The following is a 26,402-nucleotide window of genomic DNA, read 5'->3' as shown; positions in this document are numbered from 1 at the left end:
GCCGGATATACGGCAGCAATCCTGTCCCTGTCATTCAGTTCACAAGCCCTTGCAAAGCGGGGGGAGACCATATATGAGCGAAAGCGAGCGGGCGTGAGGCCGGTTTTCGGTTTTCCGGAGGGGCATCTCCGCAGAGAATTCGACCCCGAGTCGCGGGGACTCGCCCCCGCCGGCGACCAGGGGATTGCCCGCCCGACCCCCTGGACCCCAGGGCGCCCCCGACGCCTTGCCCGCCCTCGCCACAGGCGACGGCGGGTTCCCTCCGCTGCGCAGATGAATTCGGCGCGGACGAGAACTCGCCTTCGGCTTCGGACAGTCGTCCGCGTTTTCCCGAATTCATCCGCTCCGCTCCGGCGGCGGCGAAAGGGGAGACAGCATATGGCCTTTAACCAGAACAGAAGATTTTTCCTTGAGGTGTTCCTTAGCGACCTTTGCGGCCATGAGTGAGCGAAGCGAACGGGCGTGAGGCAGGTTTCAGGAAGTCCTTTGCGGCTTTGCGGCTTGAGAGAGCGTAGCGAACGGGCGTGAGGCCGTTTTTCCCGTTTTTCCCCCGCCTTCCAATGAAAAAAGTCCCGTCCCGGGTAAAATGAATACATGGAGCGGGCACCTTCGCCGTTTCGCTAACCCATTCCATCCCGGGAGCATACCCCATGGCGGATCAGAAGAGTGAGAAGTGGCTGCTGCTCGGAACGGGCCTGGCCTATTTCCTCATCGGGCTGGAGGTGCTGTTCATGATCACCCCCTTCGCCCTCTACTTCTACGGGGTGTACGGGCCGATCCTCGAATTTCTCTCCTCCCACCGCCTCACTGCCTGGACCGTCGAGTTCTTTATGCCCCACATGGTCTTCGTCGAAGATCCCCTGCTGAACGGACTGTCCTATCTGCAGACCTTGTTCGTGGTCGGAATGGTTCTTTTCTTCCTTGCCGCGGCGCCCCTCTACTACGGCCGCCTGACCGGAAAGGGGGTGGTCTCCTTCGGTTTCTACGCACGGGTCCGCCATCCCCAGTATCTCTTCCTGGCGATCTCCGGCTTCGGCCTGCTTCTGTACTGGCCGCGGTTCATCGTGCTGATCTTTTTCGTCACCATGCTCTTCGTCTACTACCTGCTGGCCCGCAACGAGGAGTGGCGCATGAGGCGGGAGCAGGGCGGCAGCTACGAGGAGTACATGGCCCGCAGCTGGATGTTCCTTCCCGGGGAGCCGGGGGGGGCGGTCTACCGCGTTCTGTTCGGATTCATCCGGCCCCGCTGGCTGGGCCTGCTGGCCACCTACCTCCTGGTCATGGTCCTCTCGGTAGGGGCGGCCCTCGGCATCCGCGCCCACACCATCGAGCGCCTGCCCAGGGCGGCGGTGGACTCCATGACCCTGGTTTCGGTCTACCCCCGGCCGGCCGCCGAACTCCAAGGGCTTTATGCCGGCGCACTGGCCTCGCCGGAGGTGCAGGAATACCTGGGCCAGGACCAGCTCAACCTGGCCTATCTCATGCCGGGTGATTTTTTTCTCACCGGGCTGATTCTCAAGGAAGGACCCCGTTTTTCCGAGCACCAGCTGAAGAGGTACCCCGCCCTGCGCGAACTGCAGAAAAACCCCCACAGCGGGGGCCTGGTGAAGTTCTTCCGCCTCGGCTACAAGTTCTTCCAGACCATCGGGACGACCCGCCGGGTCTACGACGTGGACCGGATCGTTTTCGTCCACAGCCGGAACCTGGACGGCGAGGCGGTTCTTTCGGAACAGGTCTTCGATATCGGCGTTAAAAAGACGCCCGCCCTGGTTGTCGATATCGATTCGGAGACCCGTGAGGTGCTGAGCGTCTTCAGGGTTTCGGGGAGCAACGTCTGGGGCCAATTGCCCATGCCGACCTTCTGATCTCATCGGGATCCCTTCGGCCCTGGGGCCTTTCTTCCTCGCGTTTTCCGCGGCGGCCGAATTTACAGCGGGAGAAAAGCCATTATAGTTTTGAAGGCGGTTTTTCCCGCCTGAGCGCAAGCTCGGAGACTTCGGTCTGCGGCGATGGACCTCAACGGGCGAAGGGAGGCGGCGGAGATGGGAAGCAAAGGAAGGGAAATCATCGGCATGGACGTCGGGGAGCTGCTGCAGCTTCTGCGCAAGGCCTACGCGGACGAGTGGCTGGCCCACTACCAGTACTGGGTGGGGGCCAAGATCGCCAAGGGGCCGATGAAGGAGGCGGTGATCGCCGAGATGGAGCAGCACGCCGCCGAAGAGCTCCAGCACGCCCTGCTGCTGACCGAGCGCATCATCCAGCTCGGCGGGATGCCCGTCACCAACCCCGGGGACTGGCACAAGCTGACCAACTGCGGCTACGACGCCCCCGACGACCCCTTCGTCAAGGTTCTGCTGGAGCAGAACATCAAGGCCGAGCAGTGCGCCATCGGCGTCTACAACAGGCTCATGGAGATCACCCGGGACAAGGACCCGGTGACCTACAACATCGTGCTGCAGATCCTGGAGCAGGAGGTGGAGCACGAGGAGGACCTTCAGTCTCTGCTGGAGGATTTTCAACTGATGGTGCGGGCGGCCCGCGGCTGACGATGCCGGGGGAGAAGGCCCGCGACAATGACCCATTGCCAAGGAGGAGAGAATGGAAAACCCCCAGAAGGGAACCAAGACCGAAAAAAACCTGTGGGAGGCCTTTGCCGGCGAGTCCCAGGCGCGCAACAAGTACACCTACTACGCCTCCGTCGCCAAGAAGGAGGGCTATGAGCAGATCTCCGCGATCTTCCAGGAGACGGCCGACAACGAGAAGGAGCACGCCAAGCTTCACCTGAAGGCCCTGCTCGGGATCGCCGGCACGGTCGAGAACCTGAAGGCCGCCGCCTCCGGAGAGAACGCCGAGTGGACCGAGATGTACCCGCGCATGGCGGCGGAGGCCCGCGAGGAGGGTTTCGAGAAGATCGCCGTGATGTTCGAGGGGATCGCCGCCATCGAGAAGGGCCACCAGGAGCGCTACAAGCTCCTGCTGAAGGCGGTGGAGGAGGGCACGGTCTTCAAGAAGAGCGCTGCGGAGAAGTGGATCTGCCGCAACTGCGGCCACATCCACGAGGGGACGGAGGCTCCGGGGATCTGCCCGGTGTGCAACCACCCCCAGGGCTACTTCGAGGTGTTGGCTGAGAATTTCTGACCCGCGCCCACAGGCCGGGAACCGCCCCTGCACGGGGCGGTTCCCGGGAGGCCTCCCATGATCCGGCTGTTTCTGTTTCCCGCCCTCGGCGCGGACGAGAGGATGTTCTCCCTGCTGGGGGAGTTGCCCGCCCGGGTCGAAACCCCCCGCCTGCCCGTTCCGGGGAAGGGGCAGGGGATGGATGCCTATGCCGAGCAGGTCGCGGAGGCGTGCGGCATCGATTCCCGCGACTGGGTCGGCGGCTGCTCTTTCGGGGGCATGGTGGCCTCGGCCATCGCCCGGCAGGGCCGGGCGGCTGGCCTGGTCCTTATCGGCGGCGCCCTTTCCTCCGAGGCGGTCGTGCCGGCGGCGCGCCGCGTGGGGAAAATCTCCCTTCACCTGCCCGGTCCCCTGCTGCGTCCGGCGCTGGAGGGGGAGCACACCCTGAACCGGCTTTTCGGCCCCGACCGTCCTCCCCTGTACGAGCAGGCCCGGGCCATGCTGCGCGACACCCCAGTCGAGCTCATCGTTCGGGGAGGGCGCCTGGCCCTGGAGTACTTTCCCGCAACGGACGTCCCCTGCCCGGTCTTGGCGGTCCACGGCGCCGAGGACCGGGCCATGGCCCCGCCCGGGGTGGAGAACTGCCTGCTGGTCCCCGGCGCCGGCCACGGCCTGGTGGTCACCCACCCCGAGGCGGTCAACCGGTTTCTGCGGGAGGTCCTGCCCCGGCCGTCCCGGGGGAACGGTCGCCCCAGCGCCCGGAAAGGGGGTTGAGCCATGGCCTCCCCGACTATCGGCAAGGGCCCGGTCGTGGTCGTCGCCGGCGGGGGGTACGCCGGCCTCGCCTGCCTCATCACCCTGCACGGGCTCCTTCGGGATGCGGAACTCCACCTTCTCGACCCCGGGCCGGACCACTGCAAGCTGACCTGCCTGCACAAGACCCTGCAGTCCCCCCTCTCCCGCTACACCGCCCCCTTCGCCCGCCTCGGCCGCAAGTACGGTTTCAGGCACCACCGCAAGGCCCTCGCCATCGACGGGGAGAGCCTGAAACAGTGGCAGGAGGCCGGGGCGATTCCCGTGCCCGGCGGCGAGCTGCGCTTCGACGCCCTGGTCATCGCCACCGGCGCCCGGCCCCGCAAGCTGCCCTCGGGGCGCAACGTCTGCGGCCAGGAGGATTTTAGAAGGCGGGGCGGGAAGGCCGTTCTGGAGGAATTCCTGGAGCGAACCTCCCCGGGGGAGCGGCACGTCACCGTCGTCGGCGGGGGGGCGACGGGCATCCAGTTCCTCTTCGAGTTGCGGGAGGCGCTGCGCCGGCGCCGGGCCGAGGGCCAACTGCGCCTGGTGGACATGCACGGGCGGCTGCTGGCGGGGATGCCCGAGGCCTTCCACCGTCATGTCGAGAAGAAGATGGCCGGCTGCGGCATCGAGTACCTGCCCGAGACCGGCTACCGGGGGCAGTCCGGCGAGACGGTCCGCCTCGAAGAGGTCCCCTCGGGGCGCAAGTACGCCCTTCCGTCCCAGCTCACCCTCCTCTTTCCCGGGGTGGCGCCCCATCCCCTGCTGATGCAGGCCAACGCATTCGGCCAGGCCCTCTGTGGGGGGGAGGCCCTTCCCGACGTCTTCGCCGCGGGGGATTGCTCTGTTTTCCAGGGACGGGGCCTGAACGCGCAGACCGCCCAGGCCGCCCTGCGCAAGGGGAGGCAGGTCGCCGAGAACATCGCCCGGATGACCGACGGCCGCCCCCTTCGGGAATACGCCTACCGGGAGCTGGGCTACTTCGTCAGCCTCGGCTCCTGCGACGGCGTCGGCTGGCTGGGGCTCAAGGCCAACGTCCTTCGGGGGCTGCCGGCCTACGCCGTCAAGGAGGCCCTGGAACTCCAGTACGAGGCCTGGCTGGCCGGGCTCGACACCTACCGGCTCTGGCCCTCTCTGTGAGGGAAAGAATGGCCCACCAGGATTTTTCGGGAACCCCCTTCGGGGGGGGGAGGGCTGCGCTCCGGCGGCGTCACGGGGGTGTTCAAGTGTCTCACCCGGAATCCCCGGATGAGCAAAAAAAATCGGGCGACTTGCGGTCGCCCGGTCCATAACATTCTTGAGCTGTTCTCTCTCGTCTCTATCGACTGCTCTGTCCTGCTTCCCTCGCCTTGCCCTCTCTTCTCCCTGCGACAGGAGCCTCCAGGGCCGATTTCTGTCAAAGATGTGTTTCTTGTGGTTGTTGGTCTTAAATACAGCAGGGAGCGTGCCAACCTGGCCTGGCTTTGCAGCTGCCTTTGTAAGGTGCCGAAATGGTTGGGTGAAATGGCCGTCACGGAGAGGTGCCAGGGGCTTCGCGCTGTCGGGTCGGTTCCATGGCTGGAAAATAGCCGGCTTGAGAGACATTTTTGGGGCCAGGGTCCCTCCCGACCATTTTGCACCTCCCCTTTTCGGCGCGTTTCCCGCGGCAAGGGCTTGCAGGGGCGGGGCCGGGTGGGCTATATTGCCTGTTCAATTTTTTCCGGGAGAAAAGACCATGATTACAGCAATCAGCCCCATCGACGGGCGCTACGCCGACAAGGTCGGGGAACTGACCGAATGCTTTTCCGAATACGCCCTGGTGAAAAACCGGGTCAAGGTCGAGGTCCTCTGGCTCATCGCCCTCTGCGCCGAGCAGGGCATCCCCGAGTGTCGCGCCCTCGGCGCAGACGAGGAGGGGCGGCTGCGCGCCATCGTGGCGGACTTCACCCCCGAAGAGGCGGAGAAGGTCAAGGCGATCGAAAAGGTCACCAACCACGACGTCAAGGCCGTGGAGTACTACCTCAAGGAGAAAATCGCCGGCACGTCGCTGGAAGAGCTTTCCGAGTTCCTCCACTTCGCCTGCACCTCCGAGGACATCAACAACCTCTCTCACGCCCTGATGCTCAAGGACGGCCTCGCCGCCCTGCAGCCCCTGCAGGAGCAAATCGTCGACGTCGTCAAGAAGCTCGCCGCCGACTTCAGGTCGGTGCCGATGCTCGCCCGCACCCACGGCCAGACCGCCTCGCCGACGACCATCGGCAAGGAGCTGGCGGTCTTCGTCGCCCGGCTGCAGAAACAGGGGGCGGGAATCGCCGCCGTGGAGATCCTCGGCAAGCTCAACGGGGCGGTCGGCAACTTCAACGCCCACCTGTCGGCCTACCCCGATGTGGACTGGGTCGCCCTGAGCAAGAGGGTCATCGAGGACGAACTGGGCCTTGTCCAGACCCTCTTCACCACCCAGATCGAACCCCACGACTACATGGCCGAGCTTTTCGACGCCCTGGCCCGCTGGAACACCATCCTGGTCGACCTCGACCGCGACGTCTGGACCTACATCTCCATGGCCTACTTCGGCCAGAAGACGGTCGCCGGCGAGGTCGGAAGCTCGACCATGCCCCACAAGGTCAACCCCATCGACTTCGAGAACTCCGAGGGGAACCTGGGCCTGGCCAACGCCGTCTTCGGCCACCTCGCCGCCAAGCTCCCCATCTCCCGCCTGCAGCGCGACCTGACCGACTCGACGGTGATCCGCAACGTCGGGGTCGGTTTCGGCTACAGCATGATCGCCTACCGCTCAACCCTCAAGGGGCTGGGCAAGCTCAAGCTCAACGAGGACAAGCTCGCCGAGGATCTCGACGGGGCCTGGGAGGTGCTCGCCGAGCCGATCCAGACGGTGATGCGCAAGGCCGGGATCGAGAAGCCCTACGAGAAGCTCAAGGAGCTGACCCGCGGCCAGAAGATCGACCGTGAGACGATACGCGACTTCGTCGAGGGGCTGGAGCTGGCCCCCGAGGACAAAGAGCGGTTGCTGGCCTTGACGCCCGGCAGTTATGTCGGGTTGGCGCCCGAAATTGTCGATCTGCTGGGGTAGGGGAGGGGAGTCTCCCTTTGAACGGAACCGGGCTATGTGTAAGAAAGGGTAAGTGGATGAGTGATGAAATCAAAGATGTCGAACTGTTTGATATGGCAGATCAGTTTATCGCTGTAGCGAACCGGTTGGTTCAAGAGAACGGTGAAAGTCTGGGGCTTGTCAGTGCTGCTTTTCGGTACGCAGCCGCACGATTCAGCGCACACGAAGCATCCCATAAATCTAAAAACCTAGTTGAAGACAAAGAGAAGGCATTGGCTTGGTTTACCGAACAGTACAAAGATATGTTGTCTAAAAATTTAGATCAGCACATCGAACACAAGCGAAATCAAATTAAATGAACAGATGACACGCGTCATGCCGCCTGCCGTCAAGGGTAAAGGAGTCCCCTGATAATAAGGTGGCGGTGATTACTGGTAAACAAAAGGCGGTCGGCCCGGTTGGGTTGGCTGCCTTTTTTTGTTTGGATGGATGGACGTTAGGGCAGGCGCTGGGAGGGGCAATGTCAAATTATGAAAGACCCCGGCAGCGGTTCATGGCGAATGTCCCCTTTGTCAGTGCGACATAGAAGCTTTTCGATTTTTCATTGAACCCTCCTACCCTGCCGCCTCAACAGCCTTTCTAAGGGTTGCGAGGGGGAGGAATAACTCTAGCGGGTTGTTGGGAAGGGGGATGAACCCGTATTGCTCATAATACTCTTTGGCCGGCTGATTTTTAGCATCCACAAAAAAACCGACAACTCCGATATTGTCGGCAATCGCGAGGATGCGCTTCATAGCGTCGGCCATCATGACACCGCCAAAACCCTTGCGCTGCTGCCCTCTCAGGACCGTCAAGCGGGCGAGTTTGGCGGCCGGCACTCGCGTCGGATATTTTTTGGCAATATCTGCCGGCAAATTGCTGGTCACAACTTCGCAAGAGGCCAGGGTGTAATAGCCAAGAATTTCCTTCGGCATGTTCGGATCGATCAGGACGAAGGTTTTCGAAATGCCTTTTTCTACATGCTGTCTGGCCGTTTCCTTGAGGTAATCATTTAGCGCAGACTCCCCGCAATCAAAACTTTTTCGGTCATGAAAACGGGCCAGCACTTCAATTTGAGGCACTAGGTCAGCTCCTTATGGGCTTTCATTGCAGCTATCAATTTCTGGTTGGGCTCTGGTGGATTTTCGATGGCATCAAAAAATCTCTTGGCAGATTCGCCGCTAAGGCGAATTACATTTTCTTCCTCAATGACAGTCTGAGCCTTTTCTAGGGCTGATTGCACCAGGAATTGATTGACCGTCGCACCAACAATGCCAGCCGCCCTTGTCAATGTTTCATAGACATTTTCATTGACTCGCGCTGAAATTCTCTCGGTTTTTGCAGCCATAATTACCTCCCTGTGCTTGGCTGTTTATAAAGACTTTAGCGCAGCGGTGCCAAATTGGCAACAAAAAAGGCGCCATTCTGGCGCCTGCTGGCGATGCCCCCCGGCAGCTACGTCGGGATGGCCCCCGGGATCGTCGCTCTTCTGGAGTAGGGGGGCCTTGAGCGGAACAAGGAAGGCAGTCGGCCCGGTCGGGTTGGCTGCCTTTTTTTGTTTTGGATTGGAGGAAAGATCGTGTAGCTTGTAAGTCGCTAATGTGAGGGTGGGGATGGTTCTCCCGCGCTGGAGAGGTTGAAGGAGTTGTAGCCATGGGCAGAAAAATCGGGGAAGTGAAAAAAGAGCTTCTGCAGGACGAGGGATTCAGGCGGGAGTATGACGCTCTCGAAGAGGAGTTCTCCTTTGCCGCGCAACTGATCGAGGCCCGAACCAAGGCGCACCTCACCCAGGAGCAGGTCGCCCGCTGCATGGGAACGACGCAATCGGTCGTGGCCCGGATCGAATCAGGTCATCCGTTGCCGAGCCTGCGTACGCTGAAGCGGTATGCGTCTGCGGTGCGGAGACGGGTTGAGATCAGGTTGGTGAGGGAGTGATTGGCGCTCTACTCTTGAAATTAGGAAACATGTAATCGTCTCGAAATTGCCACTTGCTTGAGCAGGGGGTTTGAAAACTGGTGAGCGTCCCAGGTTTCCCCGGCAGTTAGGTAGGGTTGGCGCCCGAAATTGTCGATCTGCTTGGGTAGGGGAGGGGAGTTTCCCCCTGAGCGGAATCAAGGAAGGCAGTCGGCCCGGTCGGGTCGGCTGCCTTTTTTATTGTTTGGGAATGGAGTGGGAATGTTGTAGTTTATGGTGGCTCTAATGGCAGGGCGCCCCCAAAGCCCATTTCCTTCCCCCGGTTGCCGGAGAAAGTCAGGTTTCTAGCTTATGTATCTGGAAACCTGGTTTCTACATGTAGAAGCTAGAAACCTATATCTAGAAACAGTTTCTAGATATAGAAACTCTGTATGCTCAACTGTTATGCAAAACAAATTAGAATATACATGCTAACGATTCGAAGTCATTGTCATTTCATACTAGGAGCTTTCACATGAAAAAAATGGTATTTCCCATAATTATCTTGTTGTACTTTCTTACTGGGTGCGACGTTTTTGATAAAAAGGTCGAAATAAAGACATTAGAGGACGTATTTGCTTCAGTAACAATAGGACTAAATGTGTCTGAGATGCCACCGGTTTTCGCAAGGACATCAAACAATGAATACGACGCCTATGTAGAAGGATTCTCTGTCAAAGTGAAAGTTAAAAACAATAAAGTGAGCTTTATAGAAACAGAGTCAAAGTTCAGAGCCGGTGATCATTCAATGATGAGCACATATAAAAAGTTTAGAAATACTATTTTCTTCTCTCAACATCCAAGTTTGACTGGGGCAATTAAAGAAGACACGTCAACAGATTCATATAGCAACACAACTAAAACCAATACATACAATAATGAGTTTTGTACCTATGAAAATCATAGTCAAATGTATATTGAAAAAAAACTCCCATATGGATTTATTAAAATGAGATATTCGGGCGGCAAGAATGCTCCAAGGTGTGACAATTTAGCTAGGGCAAGAAGGGATGGATGGGACGTAGTCGCAACTGATGGAAAATTAGCAATATGGAGCCATGACTAAAATGCATAACACTTATCAGGCCCCCGTTCGTCAAGGACAAAAAAATCCCGCGAACGAAGAATGAAGTTTCCCGCTCTTTGAAAAGCGACTGATCAACCCAGGGCCATCCGGTTTCTGGCTCGGGATTCTCTTCTGGTTGCAGACGAATTCTGCTCCAAACACTTATAGAAGAGCGGCGAGGGGTCACATCTTGCCTCGCCACTTTTTGCCTTGGACCCCATAGGGGATGTTGTTGACTTGCAGGCTAGCCCGAAACGCCAATCAACGTCCCCTTCGCTGTCCAATAGAAACAGGAAACATGATGTCAGACATTCAATCGATACACGATTTTGACCTTGAATTGATCTGTGAATATTTCGCAGGCCTGGATCGACAGGGGCCGGGTAGTCCAGAGGTCACAAACAGGGCCCTGGATTTCATCGAGGGGCTGAACGAGAATTCCCGTATCGCCGATATCGGCTGTGGCACGGGCGGACAAACCATTGTCCTGGCGCGGCGGGCCCCCGGGAAAATCATCGGGATTGACCTGTTCCCAATATTTATCGATCTGTTTAACGCAAACGCCAAGAAAGCGGGTCTGCAGGAGAAGGTGGTAGGGCGTGTCGGGTCTATGGATAACCTTCCCTTCGAGGAGGGGGAGATGGATCTGATGTGGTCTGAAGGCGCGATTTATAATATCGGGTTCGAAAAAGGGCTTAACGAATGGCGACGGTATCTCAGGCAAGGTGGATACGTCGCGGTTTCGGAGGCGTCATGGTTCACGGAGAGCCGTCCGGCTGAGATAGAAGAAGTCTGGAGGGATGCCTACCCTGGAATCGACACGATCCCGGCGAAAATGGCACAACTGCAGTCAGCGGGATACATGCCCGTAGCGTGCTTTTCTCTGCCCGAAACATGTTGGACAGACAACTTCTATGCCCCACAAGCTGAGGCTCAAAGGGCTTTCTTGGCAAAACATCCCGGAGATGCTGGTGCCAGAGGATTTATCGAAAACCAGAGGCACGAGCAACGGTTGTATGAAAAGTACAAAGAATTCTATGGGTATGCCTTCTACATCGGAAAAAAACTGTAGATGGCTTACTGGTTTCTCTACGTGGGCCTAATCCGGCCAGGATGGTTCCTTGCTTTCCGAATACGGCGAGGACTCCATAGCAGGCGAGGGGTCACATCTTGCCTTGCCTCTTGTTTTCTGAGTTCGAATAGGTTCCCCCCCCATCAAGCCATCTCCGCCGCAATCCTCCCCAGCGTTTCCACCCCCCGGGCAAGGTCTTCGTTCCACAGGCCGTTGCAGCTAAGGCGCACGTAGTTGCCGAAACGGTCCTGGGTCGAGAAGACGCTCCCCGGCACCACCCCGATCCCCTCGGCACGGGCGCGATAGAAGTACTCGACGCCGTCGACCCCCGGCGGCAGCTCGACCCACAGGGCGCCTCCCCCTTCGGGCTGGGTCACCCGCGTGCCGGCGGGGAAGTGGCAGCCGAGGTGGAGCTGGAGGGTGCGCATCTGGGCCTCCATCGTCTGGCGCAGCCGCCGCAGGTGGCGCTCGAAGTGCCCCTGGCGAAGATAGGCGGCCAGCGCCCGCTGGGTGGGGGTGGCGCTGGTGACGTTGGTGGTCGACTTGATCTCCAGCGCCTTTGGGAAAAAGCGCCCGGGCAGGAGGTAGCCGACGCGGAAGCCGGGGGCGATGGTCTTGGAGAAGGAGTTGCAGTAGAGGACCAGGCCCCGGCGGTCGCGGGCCTTGAGGGTGCCGGGGCGCCGGGGGCCGAAGTGGACGTCGCCGTAGACGTCGTCCTCGATGAGGGGAACTTCCTCCTCTTCGAGAATGGCCATGATCTCCGCCCGGGCCTCCTCGCAGGTGAGGCTGCCGTCGGGGTTGTTGAAGTTGGGGGCGAGGAGGCAGGCGCGGATGTCGAAGCGCTTCAGGGCCTGGCGCAGGTCGTCGGGGTGGACGCCGGTGCGGGGGTGGGAGGGGATCTCCACCGCCCTCAGGCCGCAGCTCTCCAGGAGCTGCAGGAAGCAGTAGTAGGTCGGCGACTGGATGAGCACCGTGTCCCCGGGGCGGGTCAGGGCGCGGATGGCGATGTAGAGCGCCTCCATCGCCCCGGTGGTGACGATGATCTCCTCGGGCCGGGCGGCGATGCCGGAGCCGAGGAGGTAGAGGGCGATCTGCCGCCGCAGCTCGATGTGCCCGGCGATCTGCTCGTAGCCGATGGCAGCCTCGGGCGCCCCGCGGCACTCCGCCGCCATCAGCTTGGCGAGGAGCTTCCCCGGCAGCAGCTCCGGCGCGGCGCCGGTCACGCCGAGGGGGAGGAGGTCGCTGCTCCCCACCGCGCCGAGGACGGTCTGGATGAGGCGGCTGCGGTTGCCGGCGATCGGCTCGAGCTGGGGGCGGGGGACGCTCTCCGGACGGGGGAGGCGGCGCAGTGCCTGGCGCACGTAGTAGCCCGAGCGGGGCCGGGCCTCGACGATCCCCGTCTTCTCCAGCTCCAGGTAGGCCTGGGTCACGGTGGCGATGCTCACCCGCAACTGGCGGCTCAGCGCCCGCAGCGACGGCAGGCGCTCCCCGGGCAGGAGGGCCGCCGAATCGATGAGGGCCGTGATGTGCCGCCCGACCTCCTTGTAGCGATGCCTTTCCTCCATCTCCATTGTCTCCTCCAAACTGTTACGGTACAAAATTCCCCTGGCTGTATCTGTACCACAGACAGTTTTCCTGCTCTACTGCAAACTCACCCGAAGGGATCACGACCGGGAAAATAGGCAGAGGAGGGACGGAATGGGAAGAGAGACGGAAAGGGAGAGCGGACCCCGGAGGTCGACGACATGGAAGGGCTGGCGGAAGGCCCTCCTGCTGGCGGCCCTGATTGCCCTGGCGGCGGGGATCCTCTTCCATCCGGAGGGGGACGGCGGCAGGGGGGGGAGGTCCCGTCCCCGCTGGAACTCGATCTTTCCCCCCTCTGAAGGGGGGGCGGACTCGAATTCGCAAGGGATTCGGGGGACATCCAAGAAGACTGCAGGAGAAGGAAAAAGGGGACCCTGACAACCCGCCCGAGGCCCGCTTTCTCAAGCGGGCCTCGTCTTTTTTGAGCCTTCCCCTGGAAAAGCACCGTCGCCCGTGGCCGGGACCTGTCCGCCCAGGATCTGAGAGGGTCATTTTTCGGCCGAAAAAAAGTTGACCGAAAAAGTAGAGATCGTGTAATTTGAAACATGACAAAAACACTGGGACAAGTGCCCGGTCGTTCGGCTCTGCTGGATCGACGGACCCTTTCCCTCATCTCAGGGAGGATCTCTCTATGCGCTTCAAACCTGCCCTTTCCACCGCCAGCCTGGCGGAGAAACTCGATGCCTTTCCCTTTTTCGCGGAACTCTCCCCCCAGGGACGCGAGGAGTTGCTGCAGGCGGCCAGCCCCATGCATTTCCCCGCCGGCACGCAATTGCTCGAAGAAGGGGGAGCCTGCCAGGCCCTTCTGCTGGTCGAGCGCGGCGGCATCCGGGTTAACAAGAATTTCCAGAACGGCAGGGGCATAACCCTCTACATGGTCCATCCGGGCGAATCCTGCCTCCTCGGCACGACCTGCATGTTGGGCGAAACTCGCTACCCCGCCCAGGCGAGCGTTGACGAAACGACCGACGCCATAGCCGTGCCCGCCGCCACTTTCCAGCGGATGTTCCACCAGGAAAACGGGCTGCGACAGTTCGTGGTCGGACTCTTTTCCCACCGCCTGCTCCATTTGATGCTTCTGGTCCAGGACGTGGCTTCCCGCAAAATGGACGAACGCCTTGCCGGTTTTCTCCTGCAGCAGGCCGGAGGCAGCCCTGACCTGTTCTACCCGGTCACCATGAGCCACGATCAAATCGCGACCCACCTCGGGACCGCTCGCGAAGTGGTCAGCCGCCTGTTGCACCAGTTAGCCCGGGAGGGCCTGGTCGACCTGAGGCGGCGGCAGGTGATCATCAAGAACCCGGAAGGGCTTCAGAATCGCTGCGAAGAAACCGATTTCGAGGAAAAAACATCGGTTTTGTGATCAGGGTCACCTACTATATTCATCCTACCTGCTAGCCTCCGTGACAAGTGATTTTCACAGCTCCACGGAGGCGTCCCATGCCCATCAGCATCTTCACCCCTCTTGAAATGGCCACCCCCTTCTCCGGGGTGGTGCCTCCGAATGTTTCCTGTTTTTCCATGAGCCACGGGCGACAGGCACGAACCCTCGGTCGATGACCCGGGTGGCCTCCGGCTCGCCGGAGATTTTTCGGGGGCAGGCTATCGCAGTTCATGGTGAGGAAACAGGGTCGAACTTGTGACCAGATGAAAAGCCGGCAAGGAAAGGAGGTCGGTGGCCGGGTAGAGAGCAAAAAGAAGGGACCCTGAAAATTTTCGTCAACGACATCGGAGGTAGGAAATGAAAAAGACGGTAAAACTGCTCATTATGACAGTCCTTTGTCTCGGTTTCGCGATTCCGGCCAGTGCAGGATACAAGGAGATCGAGGTCCGCCCCGGCGAGCTCGCCGGCTGGTTCGACTACAGCGCCTACCAGGCCGGCATCAGCGGCGCCGCTCCGGCGGACGTCCTCGAGGGGTACAACATCTGGATGAACACCCGGGAGACTCTTGGTCCCAACGGTGATTACACCTACGCGGGGGAGCCGATCATCCCCAACTCCCGGGTCGACTGCAACAACTGCCACGTCGGCGGCGGACTGGTTCCCTTTGCAGACCCCGTCTACCAGTCGAGCCGCAAGTGGGCCGCGCCCAAGTACTGGCGGGCCAACAACGAGTACACCGACCTGCGCCACCGCATCATCCGCTGTCTGGCCAACTGCGACGGCGGCGTCTGGGTGCCCCGCGAGCACGAGGTGGTCGACTACCTGACCGCCTACGTCGAGTGGGTCGGCTCCCTGGTCACCGATCCGGCGATGCAGTCGGACTACACCCAGATGCCGGGGGTCTCGCGCACCATGGACGGCTTCTCGAACTGGAAGAACATGAGCGCCGACAGGAACCGCGGCGCCGAGCTCTACGACGACGAGTGCCGCACCTGCCACGGCCGTCGCGGCCGGGGAGAGCCGGCCGACAACATCCCGCCGCTGTGGGGCAACTCCTCCATCCCCCAGACCGCCCTGGGTGGACTGTCGGTCCCCGGCATCGCGCGCTTCATCCGTGCCAACATGCCCCTCGGCGACGAGTGGTCCTTCTCGGCCCAGGACGCCCTCGACGTGGCGGCCTACTTCACCAGCAAGTCGCGTTTGCACAATCCGGTTGGCGACACCTACTACAGCCACATCGGCCCGGAAGGGATCCCGAACGTCTACTACAAGAACATCACCTGGGTCATCGGGCCGAAAGCGGCCGACGACCCCTTCGCCGACGACCAGCGCCGCTTCGGGCCCTGGAAGCCGATCGAGGACTGGCAGATCCAGCGCCAGCAGGAGCTGATCAATCCCTAGCAGGATCCCCCCAAAAAATCCCCCGGACAGAGCTGGCCGGGGGATTTTTCTTTTCACTAAACACAAATTAACCACCGTTAAACTCGATTGACACCCGTATACGACACGGGTAACATGGTCGTCGCATTCCCCGCCTTGTACGCATGTCCGCTTGCCACCCACCCGGTAAAATGGACAGCTGATTCCACCGAACAGGAGCCCGGGGAGCCCTGCGGCCCCCTGAGACGCACTCATGCGGGCCGGGCGCCCCGTAGTGGTTATTGATGCAAAGCGAACCGGGAGAAATGAAGACCATGGCACAGGAGAACACCCAGAGAAAAGAAGCTGCGAAACCTGAGAAGATGGCCCTCGAGATCGGCATCATCGGCGGCCCCTTCGACCGCATCACAACCGTCCTCAACGAGTTCGAGCCGGGGCAGAAGGATTTCATCCGCCCCCTCGAGAGCTTCGGCGTCGAGCCGCGCACCGTCACCGAGGTGGTGGAGCGGGAGGTGGAGGTCACCGTGCCGGCCCGCCTGCACCCGACGGTACTCGACATGAACCGCTTCAACCTCAACCGCGCCGGCGGCGGCGGCATCGGCATCGGCATCCAGGTCTACTTCCACGCCAAGGTGCGCTCCCGCAAGGACGGCGAGATCGTCGTCAACGGCGAGCGGACCCTGATCATGGAGCACTTCTGCCACGTCTTCAAGGAGCTCCTCGGCTACCCCGGCGGCCTCGAGATCGAGCTGCAGGACCACAAAAGGCGCCACGTCGGGATGGGCTCGTCGATCGGATCGATGGTCGCCGCCTGCATCGGCATCAACGAGGTCCTCGGCCGCCCCTTCAACGGCCGCGAGCTGCGCCGCATCGCCGGCTACCACTCCTGCGAGGAGAGCCCCCGGGACAACGGCTACCTGATGCCCGCCTTCGAGACCGGCATCGGCGCCATGGCCGGGGTCAACGGCGGCTGGATCCTCGGGACCGACGATCTTGAGATGGTCTACCGGGTGCCCCTGCCCGACACCAAGTGCATCGTCTTTATCCCCGACGTGCCGAGCCTTGAGGACGAGTTCACCGGCAAGGAGACCGCCGCGGAGTCGGAGGTCGAACTGCTGCTGCGCCGCGCCCGCTATCTCGACTCGATGCAGTCCGGGGTCAAGGCCCAGCTCGTCCTCTACGACATGCTGCCGGCGATGATCAAGGGCGACCTCAAGGGGATCGGCGACGCCATGTTCGACCTGGCCTTTCTCGGCTCCAAGCGGGCCGAGTGCGAGCAGCACGGCGTCAACGGCGCCCCTATCTACAACTACATCAGCACCTTCCGGGAGATCGGCGCCGAGGTCGCGGGGATGAGCTCCGTCGGCCCGACCATCTTCGCCCTGACCCAGAACGACGACACCTACGAGCGGATTCTCAAGTACCTGCGCGCCCAGGGGGTTCCCGAGAGCCGCATCATCGAGACCGCCGTGGACAACGTCGGCGGGCGCATCACCGAGAACGGCGTGGAGAGGATTTTCCAGCATGACGGCTGGCTGCAAGGTTAAGCTCTGCGGTACCACCAGTCGGCTTGATGCGGACATGGCCGCCCGGGCGGGGGCCGACTGGTTCGGGGTGGTGGTGGAGACCGACTTCTCCCCCCGCTCCCTGACTATTGAGGAGGCGGGTCCGCTCTTCGCGGACCCGCCTCTGCCCGCAGTGACCCTCGTTTTCGAAATGCCCGAGTCGCGGTTGATGCAGCTCGCGGAAACCCTGCGCCCCCATGCCATCCAGTTCCTCAGCCAGGAGGACCCGGCCCTGCTGCTGCGCCTCAAGGCCGAGTTTCCCGAAATCCAGCTGTGGCAGTCGCTGCACCTCCCGCCGGCCGGGGCCGCGGTGGAGTTGGAGCCTGTCCGCAAGGCGGTGCGGGACTACCTCGCCGCCGGGGCCGACCTGCTCCTTTTCGACACCGCCGCGGTCGTCGGCGGCACAAAGAAGTTCGGCGGCACGGGAATCACCGCCGACTGGGGGGTGATCCGCACCGTCCTCGACGAGATCCGCGGCACGGTCCCGGTCCTGCTCGCCGGCGGGATCGGCCCGGAGAACGCCGCCGCCGCCATCGAGGCCGTCCGGCCCGACGGCCTCGACCTCTGTTCTGGGGTGGAGGCCGCGCCGGGAAAACGCGACCCGGCGAAGGTGCGCGCCCTGATGGAGGCGGTGCGGGGAGCGGGTAACGGCAGGACCGAGTAAGAGCACGTCTTACCCCTTGTCTCACGCAAAGCCGCAAAGGCGCAAAGAGGGGCCTGCAACAAACCGAATCAGTACGTTTTTTTTGCGTCTTTGCGACTTGAGAGAGCGAAGCGAACGGGCGTGAGACCGGTTTGAGGTTTCCCCGGTGTTTCTGTAATTCGTTATTTCAATTAAAATTGTCGAAACCGGCATTACCAGGAAGGGAATAGAAATGAAAGCTGCTGTGGTTCACGGCAAAGGCGATATCCGCGTCGAGGAGTACCCCACCCCGACTGCCGGTCCCGGCGAGATGATCGTCAAGGTCAAGGCCTCGGGGATCTGCGCCACCGACATCAAGACGCTGCTCGGCCAGGGCCTGCCGAAAGACCTGCCGACCATCCTCGGCCACGAGGCCGTTGGCGAGGTCTTCGAACTCGGCGCAGGGGTCAGCGGCTACGCTCCCGGCGAGCGGGTCGCGGTCTACCCCATCGCCGTCTGCGGCGAGTGCGATTACTGCAAGAAGGGCCGCCACAACCTCTGCGACAAGGAGTTCGGCCTCGGCCACGGCATCGAGGGGGGCTTCGCCGAGTACGTCCGACTGCCGAAGGAGATCGTCAACGCAGGCGGGGTCGTGAAGATCCCCGACAGCCTCTCTTTCGAGAAAGCGGTCATGGCCGAGCCCCTCTCCTGCGGGCTGGCCGCCCTGCGCGCCAACCGGGTGCAGGCCGGCGACACGGTGCTGATCGTCGGGGCGGGCCCCATGGGCCTGATCCACCTCAAGTTCAGCAAGTGGGCCGGGGCCCGGGTGATCGTCGCCGACCTCCTCGACCGGAGGCTCGAGGTGGCCAGGCAGATGGGCGCCGACCTGTGCATCAACTCGGGCCAGGCCGATCTCAAGGCAGAGCTCGACAAGGCGACCGGCGGCGCCGGGGCCGAGGTCGTCATCACCTCTCTCGGCATCCCCGCGGTCATCGAGGAGAGCCTGAAGCTGGTGCGCAAGGGCGGCACCTTCAACATCTTCGGCGGCCCCCCGGCCGGTCAGCCGATCACCGTCGACCCCCGCTGGCTGCACTACGAGGAGATCGTCCTCACCGGATCCTTCGCCGCCACCCCCGACGACTTCCGCAAGACCGTCGAGATGATCGCCTCGGGCGAGATCGAGGTGGAGGACCTGATCTCCGACCGCTTCACCCTTGACAGCATGCTCGACGCGGTGGAGCGGGCCAAGAACCAGGAGATGATCCGCGGGATCGTCTTGTTTTAAAGGCAGTGTTCACCGCAAAGCCGCAAAGAACGCAAAGAGGAGCATCAATGCCAGTTCGAAATCGTCATCCCCGAGGCCTCAATGGGGATCCATTTTCATGATTTTATCTCCCAGGGGATTTCCGCCATCGCGGGAATGACGAATGAAATCAGGTTTGCTTTGCGCCCTTTGCGTCTTGAGTGAGAAAAGCGAACGGGCGGTAAACCAGTCTTATGATTCTTGGCTTCTTGAATTCCTGAAATCTCGACTTCTGCATCAAGAAAGGACATAAAATGAACGGCATGGAATGGCGCCTTCGGCGCATCATCAAGAAGGAGACCGGGCGCAGCCTGGTGATCGCCGTCGACCACGGCATGGCCCTGGGGCCGATGAGCGGCATCAACGACCTGAAGAAGACCGTCACGGAGCTCGACGCCACCGGCACCGTCGACGCCTGGCTCATCACCAAGGGGATGTACACCCACTCCTTCGAGACGGACGCCTCCCCCGGCATCATCATGCGGGCCAGCGGCGCGGCGACCATCGCCGGGCCCGACCTGACCCACGAGGGGATCACCTCCTCGGTGGAGGAAGCCCTCTCCCTCGGCGCCGACGCCGTGGCCGTCTCGGCCTTCATCGGCTCGGACTTCGAGCACCAGACCCTCGTCGACACGGCGACCATGGCGACCGCCTGCCACCGCTACAACGTGCCGCTGCTCGGGGTCATGGGGCTGGGCAAGACCAACGAGGAGAAGAAGAAGGACCCGAAGTTCATCGCCCTCGGCGCCCGGGTCGGGGCCGAGCACGGCGCCGACATCATCAAGACCTACTACACCGAGACGGGCTTCGACAAGGTCGTGGCCGGCTGCCCGGTGCCGGTGATGATCGCCGGCGGGCCCAAGTGCGAGACCGACCTCGACACCCTGAAGATGATCCACGGGGCCCTGCAGGACGGCGCCAGGGGGATCGTCATGGGGCGCAACGTCTGGCAGAGCCCCCACCCGGCGGCGCTGCTCGCCGCGGTCCACGGCCTGATCCACGGGGGCCTGAACGTGAAAGAGGCGGCGGACCTGCTGGAGGCGAGGATCAACGGCTAGGACCTCCCGCCAGGAAACATCATCGGAACAAGCAAACAGGCTGTCCCCCAAAAGCGGGGCAGCCTGTTTGCGTTCGGCCCCCGGGGTCCTTTTCCCGCGCCGCTCCCCATGCTAGAATGCGTTCCTCCAAACCCCAACGACCGAGGTGAAACCCCATGGCCCTGACCGCCGTTCAGATCTCCCGCATCCTCTCCTCCATCGCCGCAGAAACGGGCCTGGGGGCCCTGCCGGTGGAGAACACCGTGGCCCTTCTCCGGGAGGGGGCGACGGTTCCCTTCATCGCCCGCTACCGCAAGGAGCGCACCGGCGAGCTGGACGAGGTGCAGGTGCGCGCCGTGGAGGATCGCCTCGCCTACTTCGGCGAGCTGGAGGAGCGCAAGGCCACCATCCTCAAGTCCGTCGAGGAGCAGGGCAAGCTGACCCCCGAGCTCCGGGGGCGCATCGAGACCTGCCGGCAGAAGACGGTGCTGGAGGATCTCTACCTTCCCTACAAGCCGAGGCGCCGCACCAAGGCGACGATTGCCCGGGAGCGGGGCCTGGAGCCCCTGGCCGACCTGGTCGCCGCCCAGCGAATGACCTCCGGCACCCCCGAGGCGGCCGCCGCCCCCTATGTCGATCCCGGGAAGGAGGTCCCCGACGCGGCCGCCGCCCTCGAGGGGGCGGGCTACATCCTGGCCGAGCGCCTCAGCGAGGACGCCGACGCCCGGGCCGAGGTGCGCCGCCGCACCCGGGGGGAGGGAGTCCTGGTCTCCCGGGTCGCCCCGGACAAGGCGGGGAGCGTCTCCAAGTTCGAGATGTACTACGACTACCGCGAGCCGCTCAAAAGCGCCCCCTCCCACCGCATGCTGGCCATGCGCCGGGGGGAGAAGGAGGAGGTGCTGCGGCTCTCGGTCGAGGCGCCGGCCGAGGCGATCGTGCAGCGCCTTCAGGCCCGCCTGGTCAAGTGGCAGAGCGTCTTCCGCCCCCTTCTCGAAGGTGTGGCCGAGGACGCCTACAAGCGTCTTATCGCCTCGTCCATCGAGGTGGAGCTGCGCCTCGAGGCCAAGTCGGCCGCCGACGCGACGGCCATCAAGGTCTTCGCCGAGAACCTGCGCAACCTGCTCCTGCAGCCGCCGGCCGGGAGCCGCAGGGTCCTGGGGATCGACCCCGGGCTGCGCACCGGCTCCAAGATGGCGGCCCTCGACGCCACCGGCCGCTTCCTCGATCACGCCACCATCTATCCCCACACCGGAGCGGCGCGCATCCCCGGGGCGAAGCGGGACCTGCTGCGCCTGGCCGCCGACCACCGGGCCGAGATGATCGCCGTCGGCAACGGCACCGCCGGCCGCGAGGTCGATCGCTTCGTACGGGACACCCTCGCCGAGGCCGGCCTGCAGGTCGCCACGGTGATGGTCAACGAGGCCGGGGCGAGCGTCTACTCGGCCTCGGAGATCGCCCGCGAGGAGTTCCCCGATCTCGACCTCACCGTGCGCGGCGCCATCTCCATCGCCCGCCGCCTGCAGGACCCTCTCGCCGAGCTGGTGAAGATCGACCCCAAGAGCATCGGCGTCGGCCAGTACCAGCACGACGTCAGCCAGGGCGCCCTGAAGAAGGCCCTCGAGGCGGTCGTGGAGTCGTGCGTCAACTACGTCGGGGTCAATCTCAACACCGCCTCCTGGGCGCTCCTGGCCCACGTCTCCGGCATCGGCGAGGCGCTGGCCCGGGGCATCGTCCGTTATCGCGACGAGCACGGCCCCTTCTCCAGNAAGGCCTTCGAGCAGGCGGCCGGCTTCCTGCGCATCCCCGGCGGGGAGAACCCCCTCGACAACACCGCCGTCCACCCCGAGAACTACAAGCTGGTGGGGGCCATGGCGGCCGATCTCGGCGTTCCGGTGGCGGAGCTCGCCGGCGACCCGGCCCTGGCCGGGCGCATCGACCTGAAGCGCTACGTGAGCGGGTCCGTCGGCCTGCCGACCCTGCGGGACATCGTCGCCGAGCTGAAAAAGCCGGGCCGCGACCCCCGCGAGACGTTCCGGGCGGCGGCCTTTCGCGACGACGTGCGGGAGATGGCCGACCTGAAGGAGGGGATGGTTTTGCAGGGGACGGTTACCAACGTGGCCGCCTTCGGCGCCTTTGTCGATATCGGGGTGCATCAGGACGGTCTGGTCCACATCAGCCAGCTCGCCAACCGCTATGTCAAGGACCCCGGCGAGGTGGTCAAGGTCGGGGAGATCGTCCGGGTCAAGGTCCTGGCGGTGGACATCCCCCGCAAGCGGATCGGGCTCTCCATCAAGGGCGCCGCCGGGGAAAAATGAGGGAGGGGAGTGGTGTCCTGCTGCTGATGTTTCGAGAGAACGGAGAGGCCGGGCGTGAGAAAAGGGGCAGGGGGACTGCCGCTAGGGAATGAAGTTCAGGTTTTTCCGGACGAACGCCTCGGTGCTTTGAAGCTGCCCCTTCAGGTCGATGATCTCGTTTTCGAGGACGATGATTTCGCCGTCCAGTTTTGTGAGGCGTTCCGCGAGCTGTTTCCGCCGAATTTCAATGAACTCCTCCTGCTCTTTGGTCGTTTGTGCCGGCAGGCTCTGAAACTGCTCCTCGGCCTGGCGCGCCCTTTCTTCCCGCTGCTTATCGATGCTGTCGATGGTATCGGCGATCCTTCCCCTCAGGTCCCTTTTCTCCCGGACCTCCATTTCCTTGATCTCAATGCTGCGGTAGCGGAAATTCAGGTAGGATACGGCGATGTCGAGTTTGAGCAATGCCGCTTCTTCCTCTTTTTCCCCGGTTCGTTCGGCGAGCAGCAGGTTGAGTCGTTCCACCGCTTCGGACAACCTGGCGATTTCGGCGGAGAGCGCTTCGTTCGAAACGGCCTCTTTCGCCTGAACCGGCCCGGCCAAGAGGACGGCGAGGGCCACGCAGGCAAGTGCCGATAACAATCTGGCTCGATCCATGAGGTCTTCCTAGAGTGAGTGTTTCGTTATCCGGAGAGCTGCCCTCTCACCTCACGGCCTTGAGGCGGGTCTTTTCCAGCTCGACGAAGCGCTTCAGCAGGTCGGCGGCCCAGCGGTAGAAGGGGTGGGCCTTTTCGGCGACGGCGACCCGGTCGCAGAAGGGGCCGGCCCAGGGGGCGAAGAAATTGTGGAAAAAGTCGGCCTGGCTGGCCATCCACCGCTCGGGCTTCGTCTTGTGGTCCTTCTCCAGGCTTTGGGACTCCCCCTCGCAGAGGTAGAAGAGGAACTCCAGTTCGGCGGGGAGGTAGTCGGCCGGCTCCTCCGCGTGCTCCGGGTTCAGCCCGGCGCTGGCGTAGAGGGCGCCGACGAGTTTGGTGGAGTTTCCGGCGCCCCGGGGCTTCTTCTCCAGGTAGACCGAGCCGTAGGGCGGCGCGGCGGCCTCGTCCCCTCCGGCGACGAAGAGGGCGTCGTAAGCGGCCAGCAGCTCCTCCAGGGAGGCTTCGGGGGGGATGGAGAGGCCGGGGAAAAGGGTTTCGAAGGTCTTCTCCTCCACCCCCCCGGCGGCGGCGACGGTCTGCTCGTCGGGGCGATGGAAGAGGGCCGCGAGAAAGGCGTAGAGCATTTTACGTTCGAAGGCGTCGAGCATGATGGTCGGTCCTGTGTCGAGGGGGTGATTGAATGATGGCGACGGGCAGGCAGTCTATCACGAACGGCGGTTAAAATCGACAGAGGAGGCTCCGACCCTGGGGGGATGGTGTTCCCGGAGACCCGGGGTCGGCCGACAGATATCGAGCGTGGGTGGGGCGGGCTGCTTTTTGAAAAGCAGCCCGCCCTTTTTTTGTCGTGTTCTGCCGGTCCAATCGGGCCGCAGACCCCGTGAACAGAATGGCCAGAATACCCAGAAAGGAAAAAAAACTCTTTAAATCCCCAATCTTTACTCCTCATGAGGCAGACGGATATGCTTGGTCCATACAGGTCAGACCAGTGAGAGGTCAGACAGCGGGTCGGTTGGGGCGAAGGCTTTTCGTCTTGCCAGAAACGGGGTCGATCGGAAAAACGCGGGGCGTCTCGGGCCCGATTTTTCGATCGACCCAAAACGCAGAAGGAGTGTGCCCATGCTTTACCTGGAGTTTTTCTTTCTACTGCTGATGCTCTACGTCGGCAGCCGCTTCGGCGGCATCGGCCTCGGCGTCGTCTCGGTGATCGGCCTGGTCGTCGAGGTTTTCGTCTTCCAGATGCCGCCGACCTCCCCCCCCATCACCGTGATGCTGATCATCATGGCGGTCGTCACCTGCGCCTCGATCCTCGAAGCCGCCGGGGGGCTCAAGTACATGCTGCAGGTGGCCGAGCGCATCTTGCGCTCCAACCCCCGGTGGGTTACCATCATCGGCCCCCTCGTCACCTACACCATGACCTTCATGCTCGGCACCGGCCACGCCGTCTACTCGGTGATGCCGATCATCGGCGACGTGGCGCTGAAAAACAAGATCCGCCCCGAGCGCCCCATGGCGGCGGCTTCTGTCGCCTCCCAGCTGGCGATCACCGCGAGCCCCATCTCGGCCGCGGTCGTCTACTACCTCTCCCAGCTCGCCGGGGCGAACATCACCCTGCTGTCTATCCTCTGCGTGACCATCCCCGCCACCCTCCTCGGCACCCTCGCCATGTCCCTCTACAGCCTGCGCCGCGGGGTCGAGCTCGAGGATGACCCCGAGTACCAGCGCCGCTTGAAGGACCCCGTCTACGCCGAGCAGATCAAGAACACCACCGCCACCACCCTCGGCGAGAAGCTCCCCGCCTCGGCCCGCAACGCGGTCCTCCTCTTCCTCTCGGCCCTGGCGGTCATCGTCGTCATCGCCATGGTCCCCGAGATCCGCACCATCGCCGGAGCCGAGAAGCCGATCAAGATGTCGATCGTCATCCAGATGATGATGCTCGCCTTCGGCGGCCTCATCCTCCTCGTCACCAAGACCAAGACCTCCAAAGTCCCCGAAGGCGTCGTCTTCAAGTCGGGCATGGTCGCGGCCATCGCCATCTTCGGCATCGCCTGGATGAGCGACACCTACTTCAAGTTCGCCATGCCGAGCTTCAAGGCCGGCATCACCGACATGGTGCAGGCCTATCCCTGGAGCTTCGCCCTGGCGATGTTCATCGTCTCCGTCGTGGTCAACAGCCAGGCGGCCACCTGCCGCATGATGCTCCCGGTCGCCCTCGGCATGGGCCTCTCCCCGGCGCTGGTGATCGGCATCATGCCCTCCTGCTACGGCTACTTCTTCATCCCCAACTACCCCTCCGACATCGCCACCTGCAACTTCGACGTCACCGGGACGACCAGGATCGGCAAGTACTACTTCAACCACAGCTTCATGCTCCCCGGCATCATCGGGGTCGGCACCGCCTGCCTCATCGGCTATCCGTTGGCGCGGTTCCTCCTTTAGCCAGCGTCCGACCACCTGCACGCAAAAAGCCCCCGGGGACCCCGGGGGCTTTTCCTTTTCGTTTTACGACCAAACAAAGGCGTTAACGCAATGGCGCAAAGGAGCCAAAAAAGGGGCGAAGAAGAGCTTTAAGCATAGGTCTTGACTGAAAGGGGCAGAGCAAGACTTTCGAACTTCCCCCATCCATTCTGTGTTTGCATGCCTGACCCCCACTGTCCGCCCCACCGTGACAGGATGGCCGCACTTTGGTATAAGGAAATTAGAGTCATCGCCCCCCCACCCCGGGGCAACGCAAGAACAAAAGAATGAGCCTCCGGCGGGCGGGAGCCATTTTCATAAAACCATCACAGGGGAGAATATATGTACGCACTCGCAATCAACGGTAGCCCGCGTAAAGGCGGCAACACGGACAACATGCTGCAAACGGTACTCGAACCCCTGAAAGGGGCTGGCTGGGAAACAGAACAATGCCAGCTTGGCGGAAAGCAGGTCCGCGGCTGTACGGCCTGCATGAAATGCTGGGAAAACAGAGACCTGAAATGTGTCCTGAAGAATGACCAGTTCAACGAAGTGTTCGAAAAGATGGTTCGGGCAGACGCCATCATCATCGGCACCCCGACCTACTTTACGGACGTCACCGCGGAAATCAAGGCCCTGATCGATCGCGCGGGTTTCGTCGCCCTGGCCAACGACGGCCTGTTCGGGGGCAAGATCGGCGCGGCGGTGGTGGCCGTACGCCGCGGCGGCGGCATCCAGGCCTTCGATACGATCAACCACCTGTTTCAAATCTCCCGCATGATCGTTCCCGGCTCTACCTACTGGAACCTCGGCTTCGGTCTGCATAAGGAGGAAGTGCTCGAGGACGCCGAAGGTATGGCCAACATGAAGAACCTCGGTCAGAACATCGCGTGGCTCGGCAAGGCCATAAAGCCGCACATGGATTCCTTCCCCCAGGTCGAAAGCCAGGTCAGCGAGGGATAATAATTCTCAGGAGGGCCTGAGGGCAGGCTTCCCTTTTCCTGCCACCCGCCGGCGCAACCTCATAATCCCCTA

General features: G+C 62.3%; 24 protein-coding genes and 1 pseudogene. 20 read left to right on the top strand and 5 right to left on the bottom strand.

From position 1 onward, the window contains the following. Positions 1-650: 650 nt before the first annotated feature. The 7 genes from C0617_RS02195 to C0617_RS02165 all read left to right on the top strand — a co-directional run bounded on the left by C0617_RS02195 (position 651) and on the right by C0617_RS02165 (position 7,320). Positions 651-1,865, top strand: a complete 1,215-nt coding sequence (locus tag C0617_RS02195; RefSeq protein ID WP_291315382.1) for an isoprenylcysteine carboxylmethyltransferase family protein — start codon at positions 651-653, stop codon at positions 1,863-1,865. A 177-nt stretch (positions 1,866-2,042) separates the two neighbouring features. After that, positions 2,043-2,546 (top strand): ferritin-like domain-containing protein, encoded by a 504-nt coding sequence (locus tag C0617_RS02190; RefSeq protein ID WP_291315381.1) that lies wholly within the window; start codon positions 2,043-2,045, stop codon positions 2,544-2,546. 52 nt (positions 2,547-2,598) lie between these two features. Continuing rightward, positions 2,599-3,138: a rubrerythrin gene (gene rbr, locus C0617_RS02185; protein WP_291315380.1), complete on the top strand. Its 540-nt coding sequence runs from the start codon at positions 2,599-2,601 to the stop codon at positions 3,136-3,138. 57 nt (positions 3,139-3,195) lie between these two features. Next, positions 3,196-3,891: an alpha/beta fold hydrolase gene (locus C0617_RS02180; protein WP_291315379.1), complete on the top strand. Its 696-nt coding sequence runs from the start codon at positions 3,196-3,198 to the stop codon at positions 3,889-3,891. A gap of 3 nt (positions 3,892-3,894) precedes the next feature. Further along, positions 3,895-5,052 (top strand): FAD-dependent oxidoreductase, encoded by a 1,158-nt coding sequence (locus C0617_RS02175; protein ID WP_291315378.1) that lies wholly within the window; start codon positions 3,895-3,897, stop codon positions 5,050-5,052. Between the two features lie 574 nt (positions 5,053-5,626). Next, a complete protein-coding gene (gene purB, locus C0617_RS02170; protein ID WP_291315377.1) occupies positions 5,627-6,982 on the top strand; it encodes an adenylosuccinate lyase in 1,356 nt (451 codons plus the stop codon). Positions 6,983-7,038: 56 nt separating this feature from the next. Next, positions 7,039-7,320, top strand: coding sequence for a DUF3144 domain-containing protein (locus tag C0617_RS02165; RefSeq protein WP_291315376.1), 282 nt, complete (start codon positions 7,039-7,041; stop codon positions 7,318-7,320). A gap of 255 nt (positions 7,321-7,575) precedes the next feature. On the opposite strand, the gene C0617_RS02160 is transcribed toward C0617_RS02165, so the two are convergent. Both C0617_RS02160 and C0617_RS02155 read right to left on the bottom strand, forming a co-directional pair. Further along, a complete protein-coding gene (locus C0617_RS02160; RefSeq protein WP_291315375.1) occupies positions 7,576-8,082 on the bottom strand; it encodes a GNAT family N-acetyltransferase in 507 nt (168 codons plus the stop codon). Further along, positions 8,082-8,348: a DUF1778 domain-containing protein gene (locus C0617_RS02155; protein WP_291315374.1), complete on the bottom strand. Its 267-nt coding sequence runs from the start codon at positions 8,346-8,348 to the stop codon at positions 8,082-8,084. The genes C0617_RS02160 and C0617_RS02155 overlap by 1 nt, the downstream gene beginning before the upstream one ends. Before the next feature lie 305 nt (positions 8,349-8,653). Here C0617_RS02155 and C0617_RS02150 point away from each other — a divergent pair, with 305 nt between their 5' ends. The 3 genes from C0617_RS02150 (at position 8,654) to C0617_RS02140 (ending at position 11,091) form a co-directional block, all read left to right on the top strand. Continuing rightward, positions 8,654-8,935 carry a helix-turn-helix transcriptional regulator gene (locus tag C0617_RS02150; RefSeq protein ID WP_291315373.1) on the top strand — a complete coding sequence of 94 codons (282 nt, stop codon included), beginning with the start codon at positions 8,654-8,656 and terminating at the stop codon, positions 8,933-8,935. Between the two features lie 493 nt (positions 8,936-9,428). Continuing rightward, positions 9,429-10,019 carry a hypothetical protein gene (locus tag C0617_RS02145; RefSeq protein WP_291315372.1) on the top strand — a complete coding sequence of 197 codons (591 nt, stop codon included), beginning with the start codon at positions 9,429-9,431 and terminating at the stop codon, positions 10,017-10,019. Positions 10,020-10,317: 298 nt separating this feature from the next. Next, positions 10,318-11,091, top strand: a complete 774-nt coding sequence (locus C0617_RS02140; RefSeq protein ID WP_291315371.1) for a class I SAM-dependent methyltransferase — start codon at positions 10,318-10,320, stop codon at positions 11,089-11,091. Between the two features lie 143 nt (positions 11,092-11,234). Here C0617_RS02140 and C0617_RS02135 read toward each other — a convergent pair whose 3' ends face one another. Further along, complete coding sequence (locus C0617_RS02135; RefSeq protein ID WP_291315370.1) at positions 11,235-12,656, bottom strand: PLP-dependent aminotransferase family protein; 1,422 nt, start codon at positions 12,654-12,656, stop codon at positions 11,235-11,237. A gap of 650 nt (positions 12,657-13,306) precedes the next feature. Here C0617_RS02135 and C0617_RS02130 point away from each other — a divergent pair. The 8 genes and pseudogenes from C0617_RS02130 to C0617_RS02095 all read left to right on the top strand — a co-directional run. After that, positions 13,307-14,038 (top strand): Crp/Fnr family transcriptional regulator, encoded by a 732-nt coding sequence (locus tag C0617_RS02130; protein WP_291315369.1) that lies wholly within the window; start codon positions 13,307-13,309, stop codon positions 14,036-14,038. Between the two features lie 378 nt (positions 14,039-14,416). Further along, entirely contained in the window at positions 14,417-15,460 is a 1,044-nt protein-coding gene (locus tag C0617_RS02125; RefSeq protein WP_291315368.1) for a c-type cytochrome, read from the top strand. A 293-nt stretch (positions 15,461-15,753) separates the two neighbouring features. Further along, a complete protein-coding gene (locus C0617_RS02120; protein ID WP_291315367.1) occupies positions 15,754-16,986 on the top strand; it encodes a hypothetical protein in 1,233 nt (410 codons plus the stop codon). After that, the gene (locus C0617_RS02115; protein WP_291315366.1) at positions 16,964-17,668 is read left to right on the top strand and encodes a phosphoribosylanthranilate isomerase; all 705 of its coding nucleotides are present in this window, start codon (positions 16,964-16,966) and stop codon (positions 17,666-17,668) included. Before C0617_RS02120 ends, C0617_RS02115 begins: the two co-directional genes overlap by 23 nt. A 211-nt stretch (positions 17,669-17,879) precedes the next feature. Next, a complete protein-coding gene (locus C0617_RS02110) occupies positions 17,880-18,911 on the top strand; it encodes a zinc-dependent dehydrogenase (RefSeq protein ID WP_291315365.1) in 1,032 nt (343 codons plus the stop codon). 272 nt (positions 18,912-19,183) lie between these two features. Next, the gene (locus tag C0617_RS02105; RefSeq protein ID WP_291315364.1) at positions 19,184-19,987 is read left to right on the top strand and encodes a hypothetical protein; all 804 of its coding nucleotides are present in this window, start codon (positions 19,184-19,186) and stop codon (positions 19,985-19,987) included. 155 nt (positions 19,988-20,142) lie between these two features. Then, positions 20,143-21,731: pseudogene (locus tag C0617_RS02100) on the top strand (Tex-like N-terminal domain-containing protein); the annotation flags it as partial. A 1-nt stretch (position 21,732) separates the two neighbouring features. After that, the coding region (locus C0617_RS02095; RefSeq protein WP_291315363.1) for a S1 RNA-binding domain-containing protein at positions 21,733-22,281 on the top strand (549 nt) is incomplete at its 5' end. 81 nt (positions 22,282-22,362) lie between these two features. Here the strand turns inward: C0617_RS02095 and C0617_RS02090 are convergent. Together C0617_RS02090 and C0617_RS02085 are read right to left on the bottom strand one after the other, a co-directional pair. Further along, positions 22,363-22,914, bottom strand: coding sequence for a hypothetical protein (locus C0617_RS02090; protein WP_291315362.1), 552 nt, complete (start codon positions 22,912-22,914; stop codon positions 22,363-22,365). 46 nt (positions 22,915-22,960) lie between these two features. After that, positions 22,961-23,560 carry a molecular chaperone TorD family protein gene (locus C0617_RS02085; protein WP_291315361.1) on the bottom strand — a complete coding sequence of 200 codons (600 nt, stop codon included), beginning with the start codon at positions 23,558-23,560 and terminating at the stop codon, positions 22,961-22,963. Between the two features lie 469 nt (positions 23,561-24,029). On the opposite strand from C0617_RS02085, the gene C0617_RS02080 reads away from it, so the two are divergent. Further along, the gene (locus tag C0617_RS02080) at positions 24,030-25,349 is read left to right on the top strand and encodes an anaerobic C4-dicarboxylate transporter (RefSeq protein ID WP_291315360.1); all 1,320 of its coding nucleotides are present in this window, start codon (positions 24,030-24,032) and stop codon (positions 25,347-25,349) included. A 360-nt stretch (positions 25,350-25,709) separates the two neighbouring features. Beyond that, the gene (locus tag C0617_RS02075) at positions 25,710-26,330 is read left to right on the top strand and encodes a flavodoxin family protein (RefSeq protein WP_291315359.1); all 621 of its coding nucleotides are present in this window, start codon (positions 25,710-25,712) and stop codon (positions 26,328-26,330) included. Positions 26,331-26,402: the final 72 nt, after the last annotated feature.

Origin of the sequence: Desulfuromonas sp. (assembly GCF_002868845.1) — a bacterium.
GTDB lineage: Bacteria > Desulfobacterota > Desulfuromonadia > Desulfuromonadales > BM501 > BM501.
The sequence above is the reverse complement of the archived record's forward strand: the minus strand, read 5'-3'. Positions and strand labels throughout refer to the sequence as shown.

What these genes read in the sequence shown, in the direction of transcription:
- rbr (WP_291315380.1), top strand. Translation starts at nt 2,599, where the DNA reads ATGGAAAACCCCCAGAAGGGAACCAAGACCGAAAAAAACCTGTGGGAG.
- C0617_RS02155 (WP_291315374.1), bottom strand. Translation starts at nt 8,348, where the DNA reads ATGGCTGCAAAAACCGAGAGAATTTCAGCGCGAGTCAATGAAAATGTC.
- C0617_RS02090 (WP_291315362.1), bottom strand. Translation starts at nt 22,914, where the DNA reads ATGGATCGAGCCAGATTGTTATCGGCACTTGCCTGCGTGGCCCTCGCC.
- C0617_RS02180 (WP_291315379.1), top strand. Translation starts at nt 3,196, where the DNA reads ATGATCCGGCTGTTTCTGTTTCCCGCCCTCGGCGCGGACGAGAGGATG.
- C0617_RS02150 (WP_291315373.1), top strand. Translation starts at nt 8,654, where the DNA reads ATGGGCAGAAAAATCGGGGAAGTGAAAAAAGAGCTTCTGCAGGACGAG.
- C0617_RS02080 (WP_291315360.1), top strand. Translation starts at nt 24,030, where the DNA reads ATGCTTTACCTGGAGTTTTTCTTTCTACTGCTGATGCTCTACGTCGGC.
- C0617_RS02120 (WP_291315367.1), top strand. Translation starts at nt 15,754, where the DNA reads ATGGCACAGGAGAACACCCAGAGAAAAGAAGCTGCGAAACCTGAGAAG.
- C0617_RS02125 (WP_291315368.1), top strand. Translation starts at nt 14,417, where the DNA reads ATGAAAAAGACGGTAAAACTGCTCATTATGACAGTCCTTTGTCTCGGT.
- C0617_RS02145 (WP_291315372.1), top strand. Translation starts at nt 9,429, where the DNA reads ATGAAAAAAATGGTATTTCCCATAATTATCTTGTTGTACTTTCTTACT.
- C0617_RS02190 (WP_291315381.1), top strand. Translation starts at nt 2,043, where the DNA reads ATGGGAAGCAAAGGAAGGGAAATCATCGGCATGGACGTCGGGGAGCTG.
- C0617_RS02085 (WP_291315361.1), bottom strand. Translation starts at nt 23,560, where the DNA reads ATGCTCGACGCCTTCGAACGTAAAATGCTCTACGCCTTTCTCGCGGCC.
- C0617_RS02110 (WP_291315365.1), top strand. Translation starts at nt 17,880, where the DNA reads ATGAAAGCTGCTGTGGTTCACGGCAAAGGCGATATCCGCGTCGAGGAG.
- C0617_RS02140 (WP_291315371.1), top strand. Translation starts at nt 10,318, where the DNA reads ATGATGTCAGACATTCAATCGATACACGATTTTGACCTTGAATTGATC.
- C0617_RS02130 (WP_291315369.1), top strand. Translation starts at nt 13,307, where the DNA reads ATGCGCTTCAAACCTGCCCTTTCCACCGCCAGCCTGGCGGAGAAACTC.
- C0617_RS02115 (WP_291315366.1), top strand. Translation starts at nt 16,964, where the DNA reads ATGACGGCTGGCTGCAAGGTTAAGCTCTGCGGTACCACCAGTCGGCTT.
- C0617_RS02075 (WP_291315359.1), top strand. Translation starts at nt 25,710, where the DNA reads ATGTACGCACTCGCAATCAACGGTAGCCCGCGTAAAGGCGGCAACACG.
- C0617_RS02195 (WP_291315382.1), top strand. Translation starts at nt 651, where the DNA reads ATGGCGGATCAGAAGAGTGAGAAGTGGCTGCTGCTCGGAACGGGCCTG.
- purB (WP_291315377.1), top strand. Translation starts at nt 5,627, where the DNA reads ATGATTACAGCAATCAGCCCCATCGACGGGCGCTACGCCGACAAGGTC.
- C0617_RS02165 (WP_291315376.1), top strand. Translation starts at nt 7,039, where the DNA reads ATGAGTGATGAAATCAAAGATGTCGAACTGTTTGATATGGCAGATCAG.
- C0617_RS02175 (WP_291315378.1), top strand. Translation starts at nt 3,895, where the DNA reads ATGGCCTCCCCGACTATCGGCAAGGGCCCGGTCGTGGTCGTCGCCGGC.
- C0617_RS02105 (WP_291315364.1), top strand. Translation starts at nt 19,184, where the DNA reads ATGAACGGCATGGAATGGCGCCTTCGGCGCATCATCAAGAAGGAGACC.
- C0617_RS02135 (WP_291315370.1), bottom strand. Translation starts at nt 12,656, where the DNA reads ATGGAGGAAAGGCATCGCTACAAGGAGGTCGGGCGGCACATCACGGCC.